Annotated in this window: 17 protein-coding genes; 9 read left to right on the forward strand and 8 right to left on the reverse strand. The window is 65.9% G+C overall.

Annotated elements, in window-relative coordinates:
• Window positions 1–111: 111 nt before the first annotated feature.
• Window positions 112–573: a c-type cytochrome gene (locus GOC52_RS08670; protein WP_191851144.1), complete on the reverse strand. Its 462-nt coding sequence runs from the start codon at window positions 571–573 to the stop codon at window positions 112–114.
• Window positions 574–582: 9 nt separating this feature from the next.
• Window positions 583–972 (reverse strand): c-type cytochrome, encoded by a 390-nt coding sequence (locus GOC52_RS08675; RefSeq protein ID WP_005413034.1) that lies wholly within the window; start codon window positions 970–972, stop codon window positions 583–585.
• A gap of 206 nt (window positions 973–1178) precedes the next feature.
• On the opposite strand from GOC52_RS08675, the gene GOC52_RS08680 reads away from it, so the two are divergent.
• From GOC52_RS08680 to GOC52_RS08690, 3 genes are read left to right on the forward strand one after another with little or no spacing between them, the layout of a single operon-like run.
• Window positions 1179–2330 carry an efflux RND transporter periplasmic adaptor subunit gene (locus tag GOC52_RS08680; RefSeq protein WP_010484552.1) on the forward strand — a complete coding sequence of 384 codons (1152 nt, stop codon included), beginning with the start codon at window positions 1179–1181 and terminating at the stop codon, window positions 2328–2330.
• The gene (locus GOC52_RS08685) at window positions 2327–5848 is read left to right on the forward strand and encodes an efflux RND transporter permease subunit (protein WP_191851146.1); all 3522 of its coding nucleotides are present in this window, start codon (window positions 2327–2329) and stop codon (window positions 5846–5848) included. Before GOC52_RS08680 ends, GOC52_RS08685 begins: the two co-directional genes overlap by 4 nt.
• The gene (locus GOC52_RS08690; RefSeq protein ID WP_191851148.1) at window positions 5845–8925 is read left to right on the forward strand and encodes an efflux RND transporter permease subunit; all 3081 of its coding nucleotides are present in this window, start codon (window positions 5845–5847) and stop codon (window positions 8923–8925) included. The genes GOC52_RS08685 and GOC52_RS08690 overlap by 4 nt, the downstream gene beginning before the upstream one ends.
• 224 nt (window positions 8926–9149) lie before the next feature.
• Here the strand turns inward: GOC52_RS08690 and GOC52_RS08695 are convergent, their stop codons facing one another.
• The 6 genes from GOC52_RS08695 to ykgO form a co-directional block, all read right to left on the reverse strand.
• Window positions 9150–10370 carry a TraB/GumN family protein gene (locus GOC52_RS08695; protein ID WP_005409278.1) on the reverse strand — a complete coding sequence of 407 codons (1221 nt, stop codon included), beginning with the start codon at window positions 10368–10370 and terminating at the stop codon, window positions 9150–9152.
• 4 nt (window positions 10371–10374) lie between these two features.
• Window positions 10375–10905: a GNAT family N-acetyltransferase gene (locus tag GOC52_RS08700; RefSeq protein ID WP_005409279.1), complete on the reverse strand. Its 531-nt coding sequence runs from the start codon at window positions 10903–10905 to the stop codon at window positions 10375–10377.
• A 13-nt stretch (window positions 10906–10918) separates the two neighbouring features.
• Window positions 10919–11806 carry a carbon-nitrogen hydrolase gene (locus GOC52_RS08705; protein WP_010484560.1) on the reverse strand — a complete coding sequence of 296 codons (888 nt, stop codon included), beginning with the start codon at window positions 11804–11806 and terminating at the stop codon, window positions 10919–10921.
• 165 nt (window positions 11807–11971) lie between these two features.
• The gene (locus tag GOC52_RS08710; RefSeq protein ID WP_010484562.1) at window positions 11972–13009 is read right to left on the reverse strand and encodes an agmatine deiminase family protein; all 1038 of its coding nucleotides are present in this window, start codon (window positions 13007–13009) and stop codon (window positions 11972–11974) included.
• A 39-nt stretch (window positions 13010–13048) separates the two neighbouring features.
• A complete protein-coding gene (locus GOC52_RS08715; protein WP_227837998.1) occupies window positions 13049–13348 on the reverse strand; it encodes a hypothetical protein in 300 nt (99 codons plus the stop codon).
• A gap of 175 nt (window positions 13349–13523) precedes the next feature.
• On the reverse strand, window positions 13524–13649 hold the full coding sequence (gene ykgO / locus GOC52_RS08720) for a type B 50S ribosomal protein L36 (RefSeq protein ID WP_005409283.1): 126 nt from the start codon (window positions 13647–13649) through the stop codon (window positions 13524–13526).
• A gap of 197 nt (window positions 13650–13846) precedes the next feature.
• Here ykgO and cmk point away from each other — a divergent pair, with 197 nt between their 5' ends.
• The 6 genes from cmk (at window position 13847) to GOC52_RS08750 (ending at window position 19341) form a co-directional block, all read left to right on the forward strand.
• Complete coding sequence (gene cmk, locus GOC52_RS08725) at window positions 13847–14524, forward strand: (d)CMP kinase (protein WP_010484566.1); 678 nt, start codon at window positions 13847–13849, stop codon at window positions 14522–14524.
• 198 nt (window positions 14525–14722) lie between these two features.
• Entirely contained in the window at window positions 14723–16408 is a 1686-nt protein-coding gene (gene rpsA / locus GOC52_RS08730) for a 30S ribosomal protein S1 (RefSeq protein WP_005416230.1), read from the forward strand.
• An 87-nt stretch (window positions 16409–16495) separates the two neighbouring features.
• A complete protein-coding gene (locus GOC52_RS08735) occupies window positions 16496–16801 on the forward strand; it encodes an integration host factor subunit beta (protein ID WP_005409286.1) in 306 nt (101 codons plus the stop codon).
• Window positions 16802–16878: 77 nt separating this feature from the next.
• Complete coding sequence (locus GOC52_RS08740; RefSeq protein WP_049423675.1) at window positions 16879–17163, forward strand: LapA family protein; 285 nt, start codon at window positions 16879–16881, stop codon at window positions 17161–17163.
• A 6-nt stretch (window positions 17164–17169) separates the two neighbouring features.
• Complete coding sequence (gene lapB / locus GOC52_RS08745) at window positions 17170–18348, forward strand: lipopolysaccharide assembly protein LapB (protein ID WP_005416232.1); 1179 nt, start codon at window positions 17170–17172, stop codon at window positions 18346–18348.
• A 3-nt stretch (window positions 18349–18351) separates the two neighbouring features.
• Window positions 18352–19341, forward strand: a complete 990-nt coding sequence (locus GOC52_RS08750; protein ID WP_099560712.1) for an MraY family glycosyltransferase — start codon at window positions 18352–18354, stop codon at window positions 19339–19341.
• Window positions 19342–19344: the final 3 nt, after the last annotated feature.

The following is a 19344-nucleotide window of genomic DNA, read 5'->3' on the forward strand; positions in this document are numbered from 1 at the left end:
CGAGCCCACGCTCGGCTCAGTAGATCCACGCCATGCGTGGATATCCGGATCTGTGCGGACCAACGGTCCGCACCCACCAATCATCGGTCCGCACAGACCGGGGGCCGGCGGTCATTTAACCCCGTGCAGATCCCGCAACTGGCTCGGCCGGCTGCCGAAGTACGCCGCCAGATCGGCGATGTCCTGATCGCTCAGGTCCTTCGCCTGCGGCGTCATCAACATGTGCTGGCGGTCACCGGCACGGTAGGCCTGCAGGGCGTGCGCCAGATAGTCGCCGTACTGCCCACCCAGCTTCGGATAGGTCGGGTCGATCGGCGCATTGCCGTCAGCCCCGTGGCAGTCGATGCAGCTCTGGTTGGTGGCCTTGCCCTTCACCTTGGCGCGGGCTTCACCGGCGGCCTCGCGGCCTGCGGGCAGGCCGGCCGAAGAAGAAGAGCCGTGTTCGCCGCTGCCATGGCCCGGGTCGGCGGCGGATTTCTCGCTGTTTTCCACCTGCGACTGCGAACAGGCCGCCAGCAGCAGGGCAACGGACAGGGCGATGGCGTGACGCATCGGATGCGCGGCTTTCGACATGGGCGGGCCTTACTTGACGGTGGACAGGTAAACAGAGAGATCGGCGATCTCCTGTTCGCTGAAACTCATCGACTGCGCCTGCATCGTCGGATGCCGGCGCTTGCCCTGGCGGTACTCGGTCAGGGCCTGGGCCAGGTACTGCTGGGTCTGGCCGCCGATCTTCGGCACCCGGTAACTGGGGTAGGCGTTCTTGTAGCCGGTGATCCCGTGGCAGCCCTGACAGGTGTAGGCCAGGACACGGCCATTGTCGAAGTTGCCGGTGGGGGCGGCGGGCGCCGGGGCAGCGGCGGGAGCCGGGGCCGGGGCCGGTGTGGCAGGAGCAGGAGCGGGCTGTGCGGCGGCCCCAAGGGGCAGGAGGACGGCCAGAGCGAGACAAGCGGCGAGCGGCTGCGGGCGCATGGTGTCGTTTCCGGGGATTCGGGTCTGGTCGTTCCGGCGTGGGGTACGGAACGACCCGAGTATAGCCCCAGGTTTCATCTAGCTGAAATGGGGGGCGGGCCGACCAGTGGCACGAAGGCACCATGACCTTTGGGATATGGTGTTGCCGTGAAGTGGTGCATTACTTTGCTACCACACCTGTCCACGCATCCTCCAGGGACCTGACGATGTCGCACCCAACCTTCCTGTCCGGCCGTCGCAGCGGAATCTGCGCTGCCGCACTGCTGATCTCCACCTCCCTGCTGCTGGGCGGTTGCGCCGCAGGGCCCAATTCCGAAGCCAAGGCCGCCGAGACCAAGGAGGAGAAGAAGGTCGACGCGGTCCCGGTCGAAGTGGCCGTGGCCAGCCACCGTGCCGTCGCGGCCAGCTACACCGGTACCGCCGCGTTGGAACCACGCGCCGAATCGCAGGTGGTCGCCAAGACCTCCGGCGTGGCGCTGGCGGTGCTGGTCGAGGAAGGCCAGCGGGTGACCGCTGGCCAGCCGCTGGTGCGCCTGGACCCGGACCGCGCACGCCTGGCCGTGGCGCAGAGCGAAGCGCAGATGCGCAAGCTGGAAAACGACTATCAGCGTGCACAGAAGCTGGTCGTCCAGCAGCTGGTCAGTGCGGCCAGCGTTGACCAGCTGCGCTACGACCTGGAAAACGTCCGTGCGCAGTACCGCCTGGCCACGCTGGAGCTGTCCTACACCACGGTGGTGGCGCCGATCTCCGGCGTGATCGCCTCGCGCTCGATCAAGACCGGCAACTTCGTGCAGATCAACACGCCGATCTTCCGCATCGTCGACAACTCGCGGCTGGAAGCCACGCTCAATGTGCCCGAGCGCGAGCTGGCCACGCTGCGCGCCGGCCAGCCGGTGACACTGGCTGCCGATGCACTGCCGGGGCAGAGCTTCACCGGCACCGTCGATCGCATCGCGCCGGTGGTGGATTCGGGCAGCGGCACGTTTCGCGTGGTCAGTGCCTTCGACGGCGCCGCGCACGCGCTGCAGCCCGGCATGTTCGGCCGCATCCGCATCGATTACGACCAGCGTGCCGATGCGCTGGTGGTGCCGCGCCTGGCGCTGCTCGACGACGGTGAGCCGGCGGTGTTCCGGGTGCGCGAAGGCAAGGTCGCACGCGTTCCGGTCAAGCTGGGTTACGCCGAGGGCCCGTGGGTGGAGATCCGTGATGGCCTGGCGGCCGGTGATCAGGTGGTCACCGCCGGCAAGGTCGCGCTGCGCGACGGCACCGCAGTGCAGGTGATCGCCGATCCGAAGGCAAAGGCGAAGACGGTCGCAGCGGCCGCCAAGCCGGCAGACAAGGCCGGGAGCAAGCAATGACCGCCCCGGGCCACGACCACGGTGCCTCGCCGGCGAGCGACGGCGCCGCCGCGGGCATGCGCGGCGGCCTGGTGGAATTCGCCACCCGCCGCCGCGTGACCATCGCCATGTGCACGGTCACCCTGCTGCTGTTCGGGCTGATCGCGCTGGGCAACCTCAAGGTCAACCTGCTGCCTGACCTGAGCTACCCGACGCTGACCGTGCGCACCGAGTACACCGGTGCGGCGCCGACCGAAATCGAAACCTTGATCACCCAGCCGGTCGAAGAAGCGGTCGGCGTGGTCAAGAACCTGCGCAAGCTGAAGTCGGTCTCGCGCACCGGACAGAGCGACGTGGTGCTGGAGTTCGCCTGGGGCACCAACATGGACCAGGCCAGCCTGGAGGTGCGCGACAAGATGGAAGCGCTGAACCTGCCACTGGAGGCCAAGGCCCCGGTGCTGCTGCGCTTCAATCCGTCCACCGAGCCGATCATGCGCCTGGTGCTGTCGAACAAGGCGGCACCGGCCAGCGATGCCGATGCGATCCGCGAGCTGACCGGCCTGCGCCGCTATGCCGATGAAGACCTGAAGAAGAAGCTGGAGCCGGTCACCGGCGTCGCAGCGGTCAAGGTCGGCGGTGGCCTGGAAGACGAGATCCAGGTCGACATCGACCAGCAGAAGCTGGCGCAGCTGAACCTGCCGATCGACACCGTCATCAAGCGCCTGAAGGACGAGAACATCAACATCTCCGGCGGCCGCTTGGAGGAGGGTTCGCAGCGCTTCCTGGTGCGCACCGTCAACCAGTTCGCCGATCTGGAGGAAATCCGCAATCTGCTGGTCACCACCCAGGCGTCGAACGGCAGCGCGGCCGACTCGGCACTGCAGCAGATGTTCAACATTGCCGCGTCGACCGGTTCGGCGGCGGCCATCGCTGCGGCGTCGGCGGCGCAGAGCGCATCATCCGGCGGCAGCTCCAGCGTGGTCGCCAACGGTGTGCCGGTGCGCCTGAAGGACGTGGCCACCGTGCGCCAGGGCTACAAGGAGCGCGAAGCGGTGATCCGCCTGGGCGGCAAGGAATCGGTCGAACTGGCGATCTACAAGGAAGGCGACGCCAATACCGTGTCCACCGCCGAAGCGCTGCGCAAGCGCCTGGAGCAGATCAAGGGCACGTTCCCGTCCGACGTCGAGATGACCACCATCGAGGACCAGTCGCGCTTCATCGAGCACGCCATCGCCGATGTCAAGAAGGATGCGGTGATCGGTGGCCTGCTGGCGATCCTGATCATCTTCCTGTTCCTGCGTGATGGCTGGAGCACGTTCGTTATCAGCCTGTCGCTGCCGGTCTCGATCATCGCCACGTTCTTCTTCATGGGCCAGCTCGGCCTGAGCTTGAACGTGATGTCGCTGGGCGGTTTGGCACTGGCCACCGGCCTGGTGGTGGACGACTCGATCGTGGTGCTGGAGAGCATCGCCAAGGCCCGCGAGCGTGGCCTGGGCATCCTGCAGGCGGCCATCGTCGGTACCCGCGAAGTGAGCATGGCGGTGGTCGCCTCGACCCTGACCACCATCGCGGTGTTCCTGCCGCTGGTGTTCGTCGACGGCATCGCCGGCCAGCTGTTCCGCGACCAGGCACTGACCGTGGCGATCGCCATTGCGATCTCGCTGCTGGTGTCAATGACGCTGATCCCGATGCTGAGCTCGCTGAAGGGACGGCCGCCGCTGGCGTTCCCGGAAGAGGCGCCGAACGAACCGTGGCAGCCGCAGAACCGTTGGCAGAAGCCGGTGGCGCTGGGTCGCCGTGGTGCCGTGGCGACCGCGCGCTGGAGCTTCTATGCACTGGCCTGGCTGGTCGTGCGGGCGTGGCGTGGCGTGGTGGCGGTGGTTGGCCCAGTGATGCGCAAGGCCAGCGATCTGGCGATGAAGCCCTATGCCGGTGCCGAGCGCGGCTACCTGCGACTGCTGCCGAGCGCGCTGGCGCACCCGGGCAAGGTGCTGGGCGTGGCCACGATCATCTTCGTGGCGACCATGGCGCTGGTGCCGATGCTCGGTGCCGACCTGATTCCGCAGCTGGCACAGGACCGCTTCGAAATGACGGTGAAGCTGCCGGCAGGCACGCCGCTGAAGCAGACCGATGCGCTGGTACGCGAGCTGCAGCTGGCGCATGGCAAGGGTGAAGGCGTGGCCTCGCTGTATGGTGTCAGTGGCAGCGGCACCCGCCTGGATGCCAGCCCGACCGAAAGCGGCGAGAACATCGGCAAGCTGACCGTGGTGATGGAAGGCGGCGGCAACGCGCGCACCGAGGCGGAGATCACCGAGCGCCTGCGTGACACCATGGGCCAGCATCCGGGTGCACAGGTCGACTTCGCGCGCCCGGCGCTGTTCAGCTTCTCTACGCCGCTGGAAATCGAGCTGCGTGGGCAGGACATGGCGACGCTCGAAGTGGCCGGCCAGCGCCTGGCGGCGATGCTGCGCGGTAATGCGCACTACGCCGACGTGAAGTCGACGGTGGAAGAGGGCTTCCCGGAAATCCAGATCCGATTCGACCAGGAACGCGCGGGTGCGCTGGGCCTGACCACGCGTCAGATCGCCGATGTGGTGGTGAAGAAGGTGCGTGGCGACGTGGCCACCCGTTACAGCTTCCGTGACCGCAAGATCGATGTGCTGGTGCGTGCGCAGGAAGGTGATCGTGCCAGTGTGGAAAGCATCCGTCGGCTGATCGTCAATCCGGGCAGCACCCGTCCGGTGACGCTGGACGCGGTTGCCGACGTGGTTGCCACCACCGGCCCCAGCGAGATCCATCGTGCCGACCAGACCCGCGTTGCGGTGGTCTCGGCCAACCTGCGCGACATCGATCTGGGTGCGGCCATGCGTGAAGTGCAGCAGATGGTGGCCGAGCAACCGCTGGGCGCGGGTGTCGGCCTGCACATCGGCGGCCAGGGTGAGGAGCTGGCGCAGGCGGCGAAGTCGCTGATCTTCGCCTTCGGCCTGGCGATCTTCCTGGTCTACCTGGTGATGGCCTCGCAGTTCGAGTCGCTGCTGCATCCGTTCGTGATCCTGTTCACCATCCCGCTGGCGCTGGTCGGCGCGATCCTGGCACTGATGCTGACCGGCAAGCCCATCTCGGTGGTGGTGTTCATCGGCTTGATCCTGCTGGTGGGCCTGGTCACCAAGAATGCGATCATCCTGATCGACAAGGTCAACCAGCTGCGCGAGGCCGGCGTGGCCAAGCATGAGGCCCTGGTGGAAGGTGCACGTTCGCGCCTGCGGCCGATCATCATGACCACGCTGTGCACGCTGTTCGGCTTCCTGCCGCTGGCGGTGGCGATGGGCGAGGGCGCTGAAGTGCGTGCACCGATGGCGATCACCGTGATCGGTGGCCTGCTGGTGTCGACCCTGCTCACCCTGCTGGTGATCCCGGTGGTGTACGACCTGATGGATCGCCGCGGTGATGCCTATTACCGCGAGCGTGGCCGCAAGCACGCCGGTGAGATCGAGCCGGGTGCAGCAGGCAGCGCGGCGGGTGCGGAGGAACCGGCATGAGTGTTGCCGAGTTCTCCATCCGCCGTCCGGTCACCACCATCATGTGTTTCGTGTCACTGGTGGTGATCGGCCTGATAGCCTCGTTCCGGCTGCCGCTGGAAGCGCTGCCGGACATCTCCGCGCCGTTCCTGTTCGTGCAGATCCCGTACACCGGTTCGACGCCGGAGGAAGTGGAGCGGACCATCATCCGCCCGGTGGAGGAATCGCTGGCGACGATGACCGGCATCAAGCGCATGCGCTCGTCGGCCACCTCCGAGGCGGCGCTGATCTTCATCGAGTTCAGCGACTGGGACCGCGATATCGCCATCGCCGCCTCCGATGCACGCGAACGCATCGACGCGATCCGCAGCGACTTGCCGGACGACCTGCAGCGCTACAACGTGTTCAAGTGGTCCAGCAGTGACCAGCCGGTGCTGAAGGTGCGACTGGCCAGCACCACCGACCTGACCACCGCCTATGACATGCTCGACCGTGAATTCAAGCGGCGCATCGAGCGCATCCCCGGCGTGGCACGCGTCGACATCACCGGTGCGCCGCCGAACGAGGTGGAGATCGCCATCGATCCGAACCGGCTCAACGCGCACGGTCTGAGCATCAACGAGCTGAGCGAGCGTTTGCGCACGCTGAACTTCTCGATCTCGGCCGGGCAGATCGACGACAACGGCCAGCGCGTGCGCGTGCAGCCGGTGGGCGAGATCACCGACCTGCAGGAAATGCGCGACCTGGTGATCAACGCCAAGGGCCTGCGCCTGGGCGACATCGCCGACGTGCGCCTGAAACCGGCGCGGATGAACTACGGGCGTCGCCTGGACGGCAACCCGGCCGTCGGCCTGGACATCTTCAAGGAACGCAGTGCCAACCTGGTGGAAGTCTCGCGCGCGGCGCTGGCCGAGGTCGAATCGATCCGCGCGGAGCCGTCGATGCGCGATGTGCAGATCAAAGTGATCGACAACCAGGGCAAGGCGGTGACCTCCTCGCTGCTGGAGCTGGCCGAGGCCGGTGCGGTCGGCCTGATCCTGTCGGTGACGGTGCTGTTCTTCTTCCTGCGCCACTGGCCATCGACGCTGATGGTGACCCTGGCCATTCCAATCTGCTTCACCATCACCCTGGGCTTCATGTACTTCGTCGGGGTGACGCTGAACATCCTGACCATGATGGGCCTGCTGCTGGCGGTGGGCATGCTGGTCGACAACGCCGTGGTGGTGGTGGAGAGCATCTACCAGGAGCGCGAGCGCCTCCCGGGGCAGCCGCGGCTGGCCTCGATCATCGGCACCCGCAACGTGGCCATCGCGCTCAGCGCCGGCACGCTGTGCCACTGCATCGTGTTCGTGCCGAACCTGTTTGGCGAGACCAACAACATCAGCATCTTCATGGCGCAGATTGCGATCACCATCTCGGTCTCGCTGTTGGCCTCGTGGCTGGTTGCGGTCAGCCTGATCCCGATGCTGTCCGCGCGCATGGCCACGCCCAAGCTGGTGCACTCGCAGACCGGCATGATCGCGCGCCTGCAGCGCCGCTATGCGCAACTGCTGGACTGGTCGCTGCACCATCGTGGCTGGAGCCTGCTCGGCATTCTGCTGGTGGTGCTGGTCAGCCTGGTGCCGATGAAGCTGACCAAGATCGACATGTTCGGTGGTGACGGCGGCAAGGACATCTTCATCGGCTACATGTGGAAGGGCGCCTACACCTACCGGCAGATGTCCGAGGAAGTGGCGCGGGTGGAGAACTGGATCGATGCCAACCGTGAACGCCTGCACGTCAAGCAGGTCTATTCCTGGTACAGCGAGCAGGAAGGCAGCTCCACCGTGGTCACCCTGGACGAGAAGTACGCCAAGGACATCAAGGCGCTGCAGGAAGAACTGCGCAAGGGCCTGCCGAAGTCAGCCCGCACCGACTACTTCGTCGGCAACCAGGGCGGCGATGGGGGGGGCGGCGGCAACCAGGGCGTGCAGGTGCAGCTGGTCGGCGACTCCAGTTCCATGCTGCAGGAGATCGGCCAGGAAGTGGTGCCGCTGCTGGCCCAGCGTGCCGAGCTGCGCGATGTGCGCATCGACAATGGTGAGAAGGGCGGTGAGCTGAAGGTGCGCGTCGACCGCGAGCGCGCCGCCGCATTCGGCTTCAATGCCGAACAGGTGGCCAGCTTCGTCGGCCTGGCCCTGCGCGGTGCGCCGATGCGCGAGTTCCGCCGCGGCGACAATGAAGTGCCGGTGTGGGTGCGCTTCGCTGGCGCCGAGCAGAGCAGCCCGGAAGACCTGGCCGGTTTCAGCGTGCGCACCGGCGACGGCCGCAGCGTGCCGCTGCTGAGCCTGGTCACCGTTGACGTCGGCTCGTCGGCCACCCAGATCGGCCGCACCAACCGCCAGACCACGCTGACCATCAAGGCCAACCTGGCCGAGAAGGTCACCGCACCGGATGGCCGCAAGGCGATGGAGTCGGTGCTCAAGCCGATGAACTTCCCGGCCGGCTATGGCTTCACCTTCGATGGCGGTGACTACGGCAACGATGACGAAGCGATGCAGCAGATGGTGTTCAACCTGTTGATCGCGCTGGTGATGATCTACGTGGTGATGGCGGCGGTGTTCGAGTCGCTGCTGTTCCCGGCGGCAATCATGAGTGGCGTGCTGTTCTCGATCTTCGGCGTGTTCTGGCTGTTCTGGATCACCGGCACCTCGTTCGGGATCATGTCCTTCATCGGCATCCTGGTGCTGATGGGCGTGGTGGTGAACAACGGCATCGTGATGATCGAGCACATCAACAACCTGCGGCGCGGCGGCATGGGCCGAACGCAGGCATTGGTTGAAGGCTCGCGCGAGCGCCTGCGCCCGATCATGATGACCATGGGCACGGCGATCCTGGCGATGGTGCCGATCTCGCTGACCAATACGCAGATGTTCGGCAACGGCCCGGAGTACGCGCCGATGGCGCGCGCGATTGCCGGGGGCCTGGCGTTCTCGACCGTGGTCAGCCTGCTGTTCCTGCCGACCATCTACGCGGTGCTCGATGACCTGCGCAATGCCGTGACGCGGCTGATCCGCCGCGCGCGCGGCCTGGAGGTCGTGGCGGGTACCCCGGTGTAGTGGTCGAGCTTGCTCGACCGTAATGCGCGACAACGTGTTGTGGTGTGGGGGAGGCCGGTCGTAGTGGGGCGGCCTCCCCCCTTTTTTCTGCTCGCCGCGTCTGTTTGTCTCTGTAGAGCCGAGCCCATGCTCGGCTGCTGTTCGCCGCGTCGCCGCGTCGCCGCGTCGCCGAGTCGGCCGAGCGTGGGCTCGTGCGCTACAGATTCTGTGGCCGGTTGAGGGGTTTACCCCGCCACCTTGCCCCACACCTTGAACGTGGTCAGCCACAGGCCGAGCATGCTGCCGATGTTGGTCAGCATGAAGGTCAGCACCACGCGGGTGACGCGATTGCGATACCAGCCCTTCAGGCTCTGCGCATCGTCGCGCAGCTTGAGGAAGTCCTCATACGCCGGCTTGCGCAGGCGCGCTTCCACCAAGGCCGAGAATGCGCCGGTCGGGATGCTCAGGCGGAACGGCTTGAACGGGGCCACCGCGATTGCAGTGAGGATGCTCAGCGGGTGGCCACCGGCCAGCAGGCAGCCCAGGCCCGCCAGGCCGCCGGTATACATCGCCCAGGTCGCCAGCAGCTCGGTACCCACGCCGAGGCCGCCGCGATAGAAGCCCACGCCGATGCCGGTCGCCACGATCGCCAGGATGCCCAGCGTGAACCAAGGGATGTTGCGCTTCTTCGGTACCGCTTCCAGCTCGGCACGCAGCGGCGCCGGTGCTTCGGTGTCGGTTTCCAGGTAGCGCGCCAGGCCTGCAAGGTGACCCGCACCGACAACCGCCAGCACTTCACGCTGCTGCGGGTTGTGCTCCTCGCGCAGGCGCGTGGCCATGTAGCGGTCGCGCTCGCCGATGATGGTCTCGTACAGCGCTGGGCTCTCGCTGGCGAACTCACCGAAGCTCGATTCCAGCATGTCGCCCTGCTTGAGCTTCTCGATCTCGTTCTCGCCCACTTCCTCGGACGAGAACAGGCCGGCGCCGAGGCCGGCGACCAGCTTCAGCTTGCCGAAGAAACCCAGCCGCTGCGAGGCGCGGCGGAAGGTCAGGCCGACCTCGCGGTCGATCAGGTGCACCGGCAGGTCGCGTTCGCGGGCCAGTTCCACCGCGCGCTTCAGTTCGGCGCCCGGCTCGATGTCCAGCTGTTCGGCCAAGCGGCGCTGGTAGGCGGACAGCGCCAGGTTGGCCGCGAACAGGGCGACGCGGCCCTTGCGGATCACCTCGACCAGGTCGAGCTTGGCCAGCGTGTCCGGATCACTCAGTGCCTGCAGGCGCTGCGGGTCCAGTTCAACGGCAACGGCATCGAAGCGGCCGCTGTCGATGGCTTTCTCCACCGCCTCAACGCTGGCGCGCGAAACGTGGGCAGTGCCCAGCAGGGTGTAGCGCACGCCGTCGCGTTCGACGACGCGTACCGGCTGGCCGGCGAACAGGTCGTCGCCGGTTTCGGGAAGGGTTTCGGTCATGGGTTCATTCATTGGAAGGTGCGGTGTCGGCGCCATCGCCGAGCGCGCGCTGCATCTGCACGGTATCCAGCCAGCGGCCGTGCTTGCGGCCGAGGCCACGGAACACGCCGACCAGCTCGAAGCCGAAGCGTTCGTGCAGCTTGATTGAAGCGGTATTGGTCGGTTCGCCGATCACCGCCACCATCTGCCGGTAGCCACGCGCCACGCAGGCATCGATCAACGCCTGCAGCAGGCCGGTGCCAACGCCCTTGCCCTGGAACGCGGCATCGACGTAGACCGAGTTCTCCACGGTCCACTGGTAGGCAACGCGGGTACGGTAGGTGTTGGCGTAGGCATAGCCGGCCACCTGGCCGTCGATCTCGGCGACCAGGTAGGGGAAGCCGCGGTCGATGATGTCGCGCATGCGGCGCAGCATCTCGGACGCGTCCGGGATGTCGTACTCGTAAGTGTTGACGAAGTCGGTCACTTCCACCGCGTAGATCGCGGTGATCGCGGCGATGTCGGCCGGGCCGGCATCACGGATGAGGACGGCCATGCGCGGCTCCGGCTCAGTCGATGTAGCGCTTGAGCAGGTCACCGTACGCGTCGATGCGTCGGTCGCGCAGGAACGGCCAGATGCGGCGCACGTGCTCGCTGCGCTGCAGGTCGACATTGCACAGCAGCACGGTGGCTTCGGTGCCGGCTTCGGCCAGGAACTCACCCTGCGGGCCAAGCACGTGGCTGTTGCCCCAGAACTGGATGCCCGACGCGCCCAGCGGCGAAGCCTCGTGGCCGACGCGGTTGCAGCTCAGCACCGGCAGGCCGTTGGCCACGGCGTGGCCGCGGTGGCTCAGCACCCAGGCGTCGCGCTGGCGGGTCTTCTCGTCCTGCACGTCGTCCGGGTCCCAGCCGATCGCGGTCGGGTAGAGCAGCAGTTCGGCACCGGCCAGCGCCATCAGGCGTGCCGCTTCCGGGTACCACTGGTCCCAGCACACCAGCACGCCAAGGCGGCCCACCGAGGTGTCGATCGGCTTGAAGCCGATGTCGCCCGGGGTGAAGTAGAACTTCTCGTAGAAGCCCGGGTCGTCCGGGATATGCATCTTGCGGTACTTGCCCAGCAACGTGCCGTCCTTCTCGAAGACGACGGCGGTGTTGTGGTACAGGCCGGCAGCGCGGCGCTCGAACAGCGAGCCCACCAGCACCACGCCATGCTTCTTCGCCAGCGCGCCCAGGCGCTCGGTGCTCGGGCCCGGAATCGGCTCGGCCAGGTCGAACTCGTCCACCGACTCGTGCTGGCAGAAGTACGGACCGTTATGCAGTTCCTGCAGCAGCACCAGCTTGGCACCCTGCGCAGCCGCCTCGGCCACGCGTGCTTCGATCACCGCCAGGTTGGCGGCGGCATCACCGTGGTTGCGCTCCTGGATCAGGGCGACGGTAAGGGGGCTGCGCGAGTTCATGCGGGGCGTTCCTGCGGGGGAAAACCAGCATGTTAGCGCGGATGGGCGGCGACGGCGTGTCGCGCGCTGAATGGGTGCACGCAATCGGTAGCGCCGGGCCATGCCCGGCGGATTTTCCAGATGCGGCAGCGTTCGCCGGGCATGGCCCGGCGCTACCGGTTCGGCTTACGCCTTCAACAGCCCTTCCGGCAGCTGCATGGTGATGCAGTGCAGGCTGCCGTTCTGCCAGATCAGCGAGCGGCAGGGCACCTGCACGATCTCGCGGCCCGGGTGCGCCTGCGCCAGCACGTCGCGGGCCAGGTCGTCGGCCGGATCACCGTAGGCCGGCATCAGCACCGCACCATTGACGATCAGGTAATTGGCGTACGACGCAGCCAGGCGGCGGCCTTCGTCGATCACTGGCTGTGCCCACGGCAGCGGGAACAGGCGATACGGCTGGCCGTCCTTGGTGCGCAGCGCGGCCAGTTCGTTGCCCATCGCCTGCAGCTCGGCGTAGTGCGAGTCGCTCGCGTCGTCGCAGGCCTGGTAGACGATGCTGTCAGCCGAGGCGAAGCGGGCGAGGGTGTCGATATGCGCGTCGGTGTCGTCGCCTTCCAGGTAGCCGTGGTCCAGCCACAGCACGCGGTCCTGCTGCAGCCAGTCGGCCAGGTCGGCGCTCAGGCTGGCGCGGTCGCGGTCCGGGTGGCGCTCGTGCAGGCACTTCCAGGTGGTCAGCAGGGTGCCTTCGCCGTCGGTCTCGATGCCGCCGCCTTCCAGCGCGAACGGGATGCTGCGCACCGGCGCGTCGTTGAACACACCGGCCTGGTCGAGCACGCCCACCAGCTGGTCATCCAGGGTGGCGTCGAACTTGCCGCCCCAGCCGGTGAAGCGGAAATCCAGCAGCTGGAAGCCGCCGTCGGCGCGGCGCAGGGTGATCGGGCCGGAGTCGCGCAGCCATGTATCGTCGTAGGCCGCCGTGGTGAAGTGGACCTTGTCCATGTCGATGCGGTTGGAGCGCAGCCGCATCTCGGCATAGGTCTCCACATCGTCGTCGGCCACGCAGATCAGCACCGGCTGGAAGCGGGTGATGGCCGCGACCAGGGCGATGTAGGTCTCTTCCACCTGGCCCAGGCGGTCGGCCCAGTCGGTGTCGGCAGTGGGCCAGGCAATCAGGACGCCGCTCTGGGCTTCCCACTCGGCAGGAAAACGAAGGGTCTGGTTCATGGTCTCGCTACACAGGCCCGCCCACGGCGGGTAAAGGGATCAACGGATCGGCGGTTTCGGGCCGATTTCGTTCGGGTCCGCCTGGTTGGCCACCACGTCGATCACCTTCTGCTTCTCGAAGTAGACGGTGAACTGCGGGTACACCCAGCGGTTGATGGTCGGCCACTGCCGCTTCTGTCCGCCACGTGGCTGCAGCTGCTCGCTGGGCGCGCCGAACTGCGCCTGCACCTGCTGCATGCTCTGGCCGCGCACGGGCAGGGCACCGGCCGGCTTCTCGCGGGCGCGGTCGACAAGCAGGGTATCGGCCAGTGCCGGTGTGGCGGCGGCCAGGGTGGCCATCACGGCCAAGGCGGACAGGTAACGCTTCATCTCGATCTACTCCCCAGTGGTCAAGAAAGGCGATTACAGCAAAAACGGCAGGAAAAAGCCGCATAAACAAAAAACCGCCCGAAGGCGGTTTCTTGCATCGGGTCGGCCCCGCGTAGGGCCAGCCGCAGCCGGAAGGCTGTGAGGCTTAGCGCTGACGCGCCTTGAAACGCGGGTTCGACTTGCAGATGACGAAGATCTTGCCACGACGACGCACGACCTTGCAGTCACGGTGACGGGCCTTCGCCGACTTCAGGGAGGACAGGACTTTCATGGCATACCTCGGCGTAAACAGTAGTTGTTCGGGTGGAGCGTGGCCGCGATATGCGAAAGACAATCGGCAGTTGACGCTCGTTCAAGCCCGCCATTCTACCGGGCTTTTCCTCGTGGTTTCAAGTGGTTGCACAAAAGATCCCGCTGGGGGTGTCTGGCAGGGGCTAGAATGACCCCTTCACACGCTCTGGGAACCCCATGAATCCACTCGCTCCCGTCCTGACCATCGACGGCCCTTCCGGGGCCGGCAAGGGTACCATCAGCCGCATCATCGCGCGCCGGATGGGCTGGCATTACCTGGATTCGGGCGCGCTGTACCGGGCAGTGGGCGTGGCCGCGAGCTGGGCCGACATTGATACGTCCGATGCCTCGGCACTGGTGCGCTGCACCTTCGACACCCATGTTCAGTTTGTTGAGCAGGGCGAGTCGATGCGGGTCATGGTCAACGGCACCGATGCCACCGACGAGCTGCGCCTGGAGACCACTGGCGCCCTGGCCTCGGCCATTGCCGCCATTCCGGAGGTCCGCGCGGCCCTGAAGGAGCGCCAGCGCGCATTCAGGGAGCTGCCCGGCCTGGTTGCCGATGGCCGCGACATGGGTACGGTGATCTTCAAGGACGCCCCCTATAAGGTCTTCCTGACCGCCAGTGCCGAGGAGCGCGCCGAGCGCCGGCATAAGCAGTTGAAAGACAAGGGGGTTTCTGTTAACTTTGATGACCTCCTGCGCGAGATCATGGCCCGCGACGCCCGTGATGCTCAGCGTACCGTGGCGCCCCTGAAGCCGGCAGACGATGCTGTCCTCATCGACACCACAGGCATCGGCATCGCAGATGTCGTTGCCAGAGTGATGGATCTGCTTCCGGTTCCGGCTGCCTGATCCGTTCGCGCGGGAGCACTGCCAGCAGCATCGGCGGTGGTCGCGCATAACAGTGCTGTACCAGCTCCGTCGCGCAATGATGCGTGGCGGTTTTCCTACTACACACGACCTGCGTTTCCGGGGTCGACCAACAGGCGGGCGGTCGCCATTCCCCTGAAGGGGACGCCACCGACCCATGTGTCCAACAGAGTAAATCTAATGACCGAATCATTTGCCGAACTGTTTGAAGCCAGCCAGGCCAACCTGGCCAAGCTGAAGCCGGGCGCCATCGTCAGCGGTACCGTTGTTGAAGTCCGCGGCGATGTCGTGGTGATCAACGCTGGCCTGAAGTCCGAAGGCATCGTGCCGATCGAACAGTTCCGTAACGACGCTGGCGAAATCGACGTCGCCGAAGGCGACATCGTCAAGGTCGCCCTCGACTCGATCGAGAACGGCTTCGGCGAAACCGTCCTGTCGCGCGAGAAGGCCAAGCGCGCGATGGTGTGGGACGAGCTGGAAGAAGCGTTGGAAAAGAACGAAACCATCACCGGCCGCATCAGCGGCAAGGTCAAGGGTGGTTTCACCGTGGACATCAAGGATGTCCGCGCCTTCCTGCCGGGTTCCCTGGTCGATGTGCGCCCGGTGCGCGATCCGGCCTACCTGGAAGGCAAGGAGCTCGAGTTCAAGCTCATCAAGCTGGACCGCAAGCGTAACAACGTCGTGGTCTCGCGCCGCGCTGTCGTCGAAAGCGAGCACTCGGAAGAGCGCGAGCAGCTGATGGACAAGCTGCAGGAAGGCGCGATCCTGAAGGGTGTCGTCAAGAACCTGACCGATTACGGCGCGTTCGTGGACCTGGGCGGTATCGACGGCCTGCTGCACATCACCGACATGGCGTGGAAGCGCGTGCGTCACCCGTCGGAAGTCGTGAACGTCGGCGACGAGCTGGACGTCCGCGTGCTGAAGTTCGACCGCGAGCGCAACCGCGTTTCGCTGGGCCTGAAGCAGCTGGGCGAGGATCCGTGGGACAACATCGGCCGTCGTTACCCGGCCAACAGCCGCGTCTTCGGCAAGGTCTCCAACGTCACCGATTACGGTGCGTTCGTTGAGATCGAGCCGGGCGTCGAAGGCCTGGTGCACGTCTCCGAGATGGATTGGACCAACAAGAACGTCAACCCGTCCAAGGTTGTCCAGGTTGGTGATGAAGTCGAAGTGATGGTGCTGGACGTCGATGAAGAGCGTCGCCGTATCTCGCTGGGCATGAAGCAGGTTGCCGCCAATCCGTGGGAAACCTTCGCTGCCACCCACAAGAAGGGTGACAAGGTGTCGGGCCAGATCAAGTCGATCACCGACTTCGGCATCTTCATCGGCCTGGACGGCGGCATCGACGGCCTGGTCCACCTGTCCGACATCAGCTGGAACACCACCGGCGAAGACGTCGTTCGCAACTTCAAGAAGGGCGATACCCTGGACGCCGTCGTCCTGGCTGTCGATCCGGAGCGCGAGCGCATCTCCCTGGGCGTGAAGCAGCTGGAGCAGGATCCGTTCGGCCAGTACATGGCTGCCAATCCGAAGGGCTCCAAGGTCGAAGGCGTGGTGAAGGAAGTCGACGCCAAGGGCGCGATCATCGAGCTGGCTGACGGCATCGAAGGTTACGTCTCGGCCCGCGACATCGCCAACGAGCGCGTTGACGACGCCACCCAGCACCTGAAGGTCGGCGACAAGGTCGAAGCCAAGTTCGTGGGCATGGACCGCAAGGGCCGTACCCTGCAGCTGTCGATCAAGGCCAAGGACGACGCTGAAATGCGCGAAGTGCTGGAGGAATACCAGTCCTCTTCGGCTTCCAGCGGCACCACCCAGCTGGGCGCGCTGCTGCGTGCACAGCTGAACGGCAACAAGTCCGAGTAATCGGCCTTACGCTGTTCGTTGTTTCCTGGACGGCCCGGGCATTGCCCGGGCCGTTTCAGGCTGGGATACCCCTGATGTGAGCCGGTAATGACCAAATCCGAACTGATCGAAATCCTTGCGCGCCGCCAGGCGCACCTGAAGGCCGATGATGTCGATCTGGCGGTGAAGTCGTTGCTGGAAATGATGGGCGGATCGCTGTCCGCCGGGGATCGCATCGAAATCCGTGGTTTTGGCAGCTTCTCGCTGCACTATCGTCCGCCGCGCCTGGGTCGCAACCCGAAGACCGGCGAATCGGTTGCCCTGCCGGGCAAGCACGTCCCCCATTTCAAGCCGGGCAAGGAACTGCGCGAGCGGGTCAGCAGTGTGCTGCCGCTGGACGCCGATCCGGCCTGAGCCTCCCGTCGCGCCACCGCGTGCGAATCCAGCCGCGAGTCGGATAAGCTACGGACTCCTGCCACTGGAGCTGTCGCATGAAGGTTTTTCGTCTGCTGGTCCTGCTGGCGGTACTCATTCTTGGGTTGATCATCGGTGCCATGAACATGGACGAGATGACCATCAACCTTGTTTTCACCCAACTGAAGACCTCGGTCGGCGTGGCAATCATTGCCGCATTGCTGATCGGTGTCATCGTCGGCGCTGGCCTGGTGCTGGTGAGCGTGGTCATTCCGCTCTACAGCCAGTTGCGCCGCGCCAACAAGTCCGCTGTCGCCACGCCGGCACCGGTTGCTTCCCCCCAATCTTTTGATGGACGCTGATCGAAGATGGATTTCGTCACCGAGTGGTTCTGGTTCTTCCTGTTCGTTCCGCTGGCCGCACTGGCCGGGTGGGTGATCGGACGGCGTGGTGGTCAACGCCACGGTGACAGCCAGGTCAGCCGCCTGTCGAGCACCTATTTCCGTGGCCTGAACTACCTGCTCAACGAGCAGCCGGACAAGGCCATCGAGCTGTTCCTGCACATCGCCGAGCTGGACAAGGAAACCTTCGAGACCCAGGTCGCGCTGGGCCATCTGTTCCGCCGCCGTGGTGAAGTCGACCGCGCCATCCGCCTGCATCAGGGCCTGGTCAATCGCCATGACCTGAGTGATGCGCAGCGCGTGCAGGCGCTGCTGGCGCTGGGCGAGGATTACATGAAGTCCGGCCTGCTGGACCGCGCCGAAACCGTATTCACCGAACTGGCCCAGCTGGACCAGCGTGCCCCGCAGGCACTCAAGCACCTGATCGGCATCTACCAGGCCGAGCGCGACTGGGAAAAGGCGATCGATAACGCCACCCGTTTCGAGGATGTCACCGGCGAGCCGATGGGCAAGCTGATCGGGCAGTTCGAATGCGAACTGGCCGAACGCTTCCGCGGTGCCGGCAAGCTGGAAGAGGCGAGGGCAGCGATTGCCCGGGCCTACCAGGCCGATGCGATGTCGGTCCGTGCCGGCATCATTGAAGGCCGCCTGGAAACCGATGCCGGCAATCCGGAAGCGGCCGTGCGCGCCTTCGAGCGCGCGGCGCGCAACGATCCGGAGTACCTGCCGGAGCTGCTGCCGGCGCTGATGCAGAACTACCGCAAGGTGGGCGATCTGGCCGGCGCGCGCGCCTTCCTGTCGGAGATGACCGAGCATTACCGTGGCATTGCCCCGGTGCTGGCGCTGACCCGTCTGATGGAAGAGCAGGAGGGCGTGGCCCCGGCCCGTGCCTACCTGGGCCGCCAGCTCAAGGATCGCCCGTCGGTGCGTGGCGAGTCCGCGCTGATCGACCTGACCCTGGCTGAAGGTGCCGATTCCACGGCGACCCTGCACGACCTCAAGCACATCACCGACCAGTTGCTGGTGCGCAATCCGGCCTATCGCTGCACCCGTTGTGGTTTCGGTGCGCGCACCCACCACTGGCAGTGCCCGAGCTGCAAGGAGTGGGGTACGGTCAAGCCGCTGCTGAACTACGCGGTGCTCTGATCCATGCCGTGGCTCGTGATGGGCGCGCTGCTGGGTCTGGCCCTGCTGAGTGCGGCACTGACCTGGGCAGCGCGGGGCTATGCGCTGCGCCGGCAACTGTTTGACCAGCCGGGCGAACGCCGCAGTCATAGCGTGGCGACCCCGCGTGGCGGCGGCATCGCCATCGTCATCAGCCTGCTGGTGACCGCCGGTGTTGCCATGTGGGCCTGGCCCGAAGCGCGTCCGAGCCTGCTGGTCGCCAGCCTTGGCCTGGCGCTGGTGGCGGGTATCGGCTGGTGGGACGACCACCGGCCGCTTCCGGCCATGCGCCGCCTGATGGTGCACTTCATCGCCGCCGCGCTGCTGGCCGCGCTGGTCAAGGTCCATGGCGGCAGCTGGCTGCTGGCCGTACTGGTCCTGCTGTTCACCGCTTCGCTGATCAACATCTGGAATTTCATGGATGGGATCAACGGCATCGCCGCCAGCCAGGCCATCGTGGTCGCGCTGGGACTGGCGCCGCTGCTGCCTTGGCCGTACTCGCTGGCGGCGGTCGCGTTGGGCCTGGCCTGCCTTGGCTTCCTGCCGTTCAACTTCCCGCGGGCCCGGATCTTCATGGGCGATGTCGGAAGTGGCGCGCTGGGCTACGCGGTGGCGGCAGTGCTGGCACTGGCCAGCGTAAAGACCGACATCCACTGGATGCTGCTGCTGGTGTCGGCATCGCCCTTCCTTGTGGACGCGGGCTTCACACTGCTGGCGCGCATCATTTCCGGACAACGCTGGATGGAACCCCATACCCAGCACGTTTACCAGCGCGCGGTGCAGGCAGGAGCCAGTCACGCCCAGGTAACAGGGATGTACTTTGCTTTGGGCCTGTTCAGTATTACAGTGCTTAATGTCTGCTCCAATTTGCAGCCGAGGTGGGAGGCTGCCGTGGCGATCGCGTGGTTCACCGCGCTGAGCGTCCTCTGGCTCCTCCTGCGCAATGGATTGCGCCACCCAAAAGGAAATACCTGACTT

The sequence above is a fragment of the Stenotrophomonas sp. SXG-1 genome (assembly GCF_014083965.1).
GTDB lineage: Bacteria > Pseudomonadota > Gammaproteobacteria > Xanthomonadales > Xanthomonadaceae > Stenotrophomonas > Stenotrophomonas geniculata.

Excerpts from the sequence above, each read along its gene's own strand:
- GOC52_RS08670 (WP_191851144.1), bottom strand. The coding sequence starts at position 573 with ATGTCGAAAGCCGCGCATCCGATGCGTCACGCCATCGCCCTGTCCGTT.
- GOC52_RS08675 (WP_005413034.1), bottom strand. The coding sequence starts at position 972 with ATGCGCCCGCAGCCGCTCGCCGCTTGTCTCGCTCTGGCCGTCCTCCTG.
- GOC52_RS08680 (WP_010484552.1), top strand. The coding sequence starts at position 1,179 with ATGTCGCACCCAACCTTCCTGTCCGGCCGTCGCAGCGGAATCTGCGCT.
- GOC52_RS08685 (WP_191851146.1), top strand. The coding sequence starts at position 2,327 with ATGACCGCCCCGGGCCACGACCACGGTGCCTCGCCGGCGAGCGACGGC.
- GOC52_RS08690 (WP_191851148.1), top strand. The coding sequence starts at position 5,845 with ATGAGTGTTGCCGAGTTCTCCATCCGCCGTCCGGTCACCACCATCATG.
- GOC52_RS08695 (WP_005409278.1), bottom strand. The coding sequence starts at position 10,370 with ATGACCGAAACCCTTCCCGAAACCGGCGACGACCTGTTCGCCGGCCAG.
- GOC52_RS08700 (WP_005409279.1), bottom strand. The coding sequence starts at position 10,905 with ATGGCCGTCCTCATCCGTGATGCCGGCCCGGCCGACATCGCCGCGATC.
- GOC52_RS08705 (WP_010484560.1), bottom strand. The coding sequence starts at position 11,806 with ATGAACTCGCGCAGCCCCCTTACCGTCGCCCTGATCCAGGAGCGCAAC.
- GOC52_RS08710 (WP_010484562.1), bottom strand. The coding sequence starts at position 13,009 with ATGAACCAGACCCTTCGTTTTCCTGCCGAGTGGGAAGCCCAGAGCGGC.
- GOC52_RS08715 (WP_227837998.1), bottom strand. The coding sequence starts at position 13,348 with ATGGCCACCCTGGCCGCCGCCACACCGGCACTGGCCGATACCCTGCTT.
- ykgO (WP_005409283.1), bottom strand. The coding sequence starts at position 13,649 with ATGAAAGTCCTGTCCTCCCTGAAGTCGGCGAAGGCCCGTCACCGTGAC.
- cmk (WP_010484566.1), top strand. The coding sequence starts at position 13,847 with ATGAATCCACTCGCTCCCGTCCTGACCATCGACGGCCCTTCCGGGGCC.
- rpsA (WP_005416230.1), top strand. The coding sequence starts at position 14,723 with ATGACCGAATCATTTGCCGAACTGTTTGAAGCCAGCCAGGCCAACCTG.
- GOC52_RS08735 (WP_005409286.1), top strand. The coding sequence starts at position 16,496 with ATGACCAAATCCGAACTGATCGAAATCCTTGCGCGCCGCCAGGCGCAC.
- GOC52_RS08740 (WP_049423675.1), top strand. The coding sequence starts at position 16,879 with ATGAAGGTTTTTCGTCTGCTGGTCCTGCTGGCGGTACTCATTCTTGGG.
- lapB (WP_005416232.1), top strand. The coding sequence starts at position 17,170 with ATGGATTTCGTCACCGAGTGGTTCTGGTTCTTCCTGTTCGTTCCGCTG.
- GOC52_RS08750 (WP_099560712.1), top strand. The coding sequence starts at position 18,352 with ATGCCGTGGCTCGTGATGGGCGCGCTGCTGGGTCTGGCCCTGCTGAGT.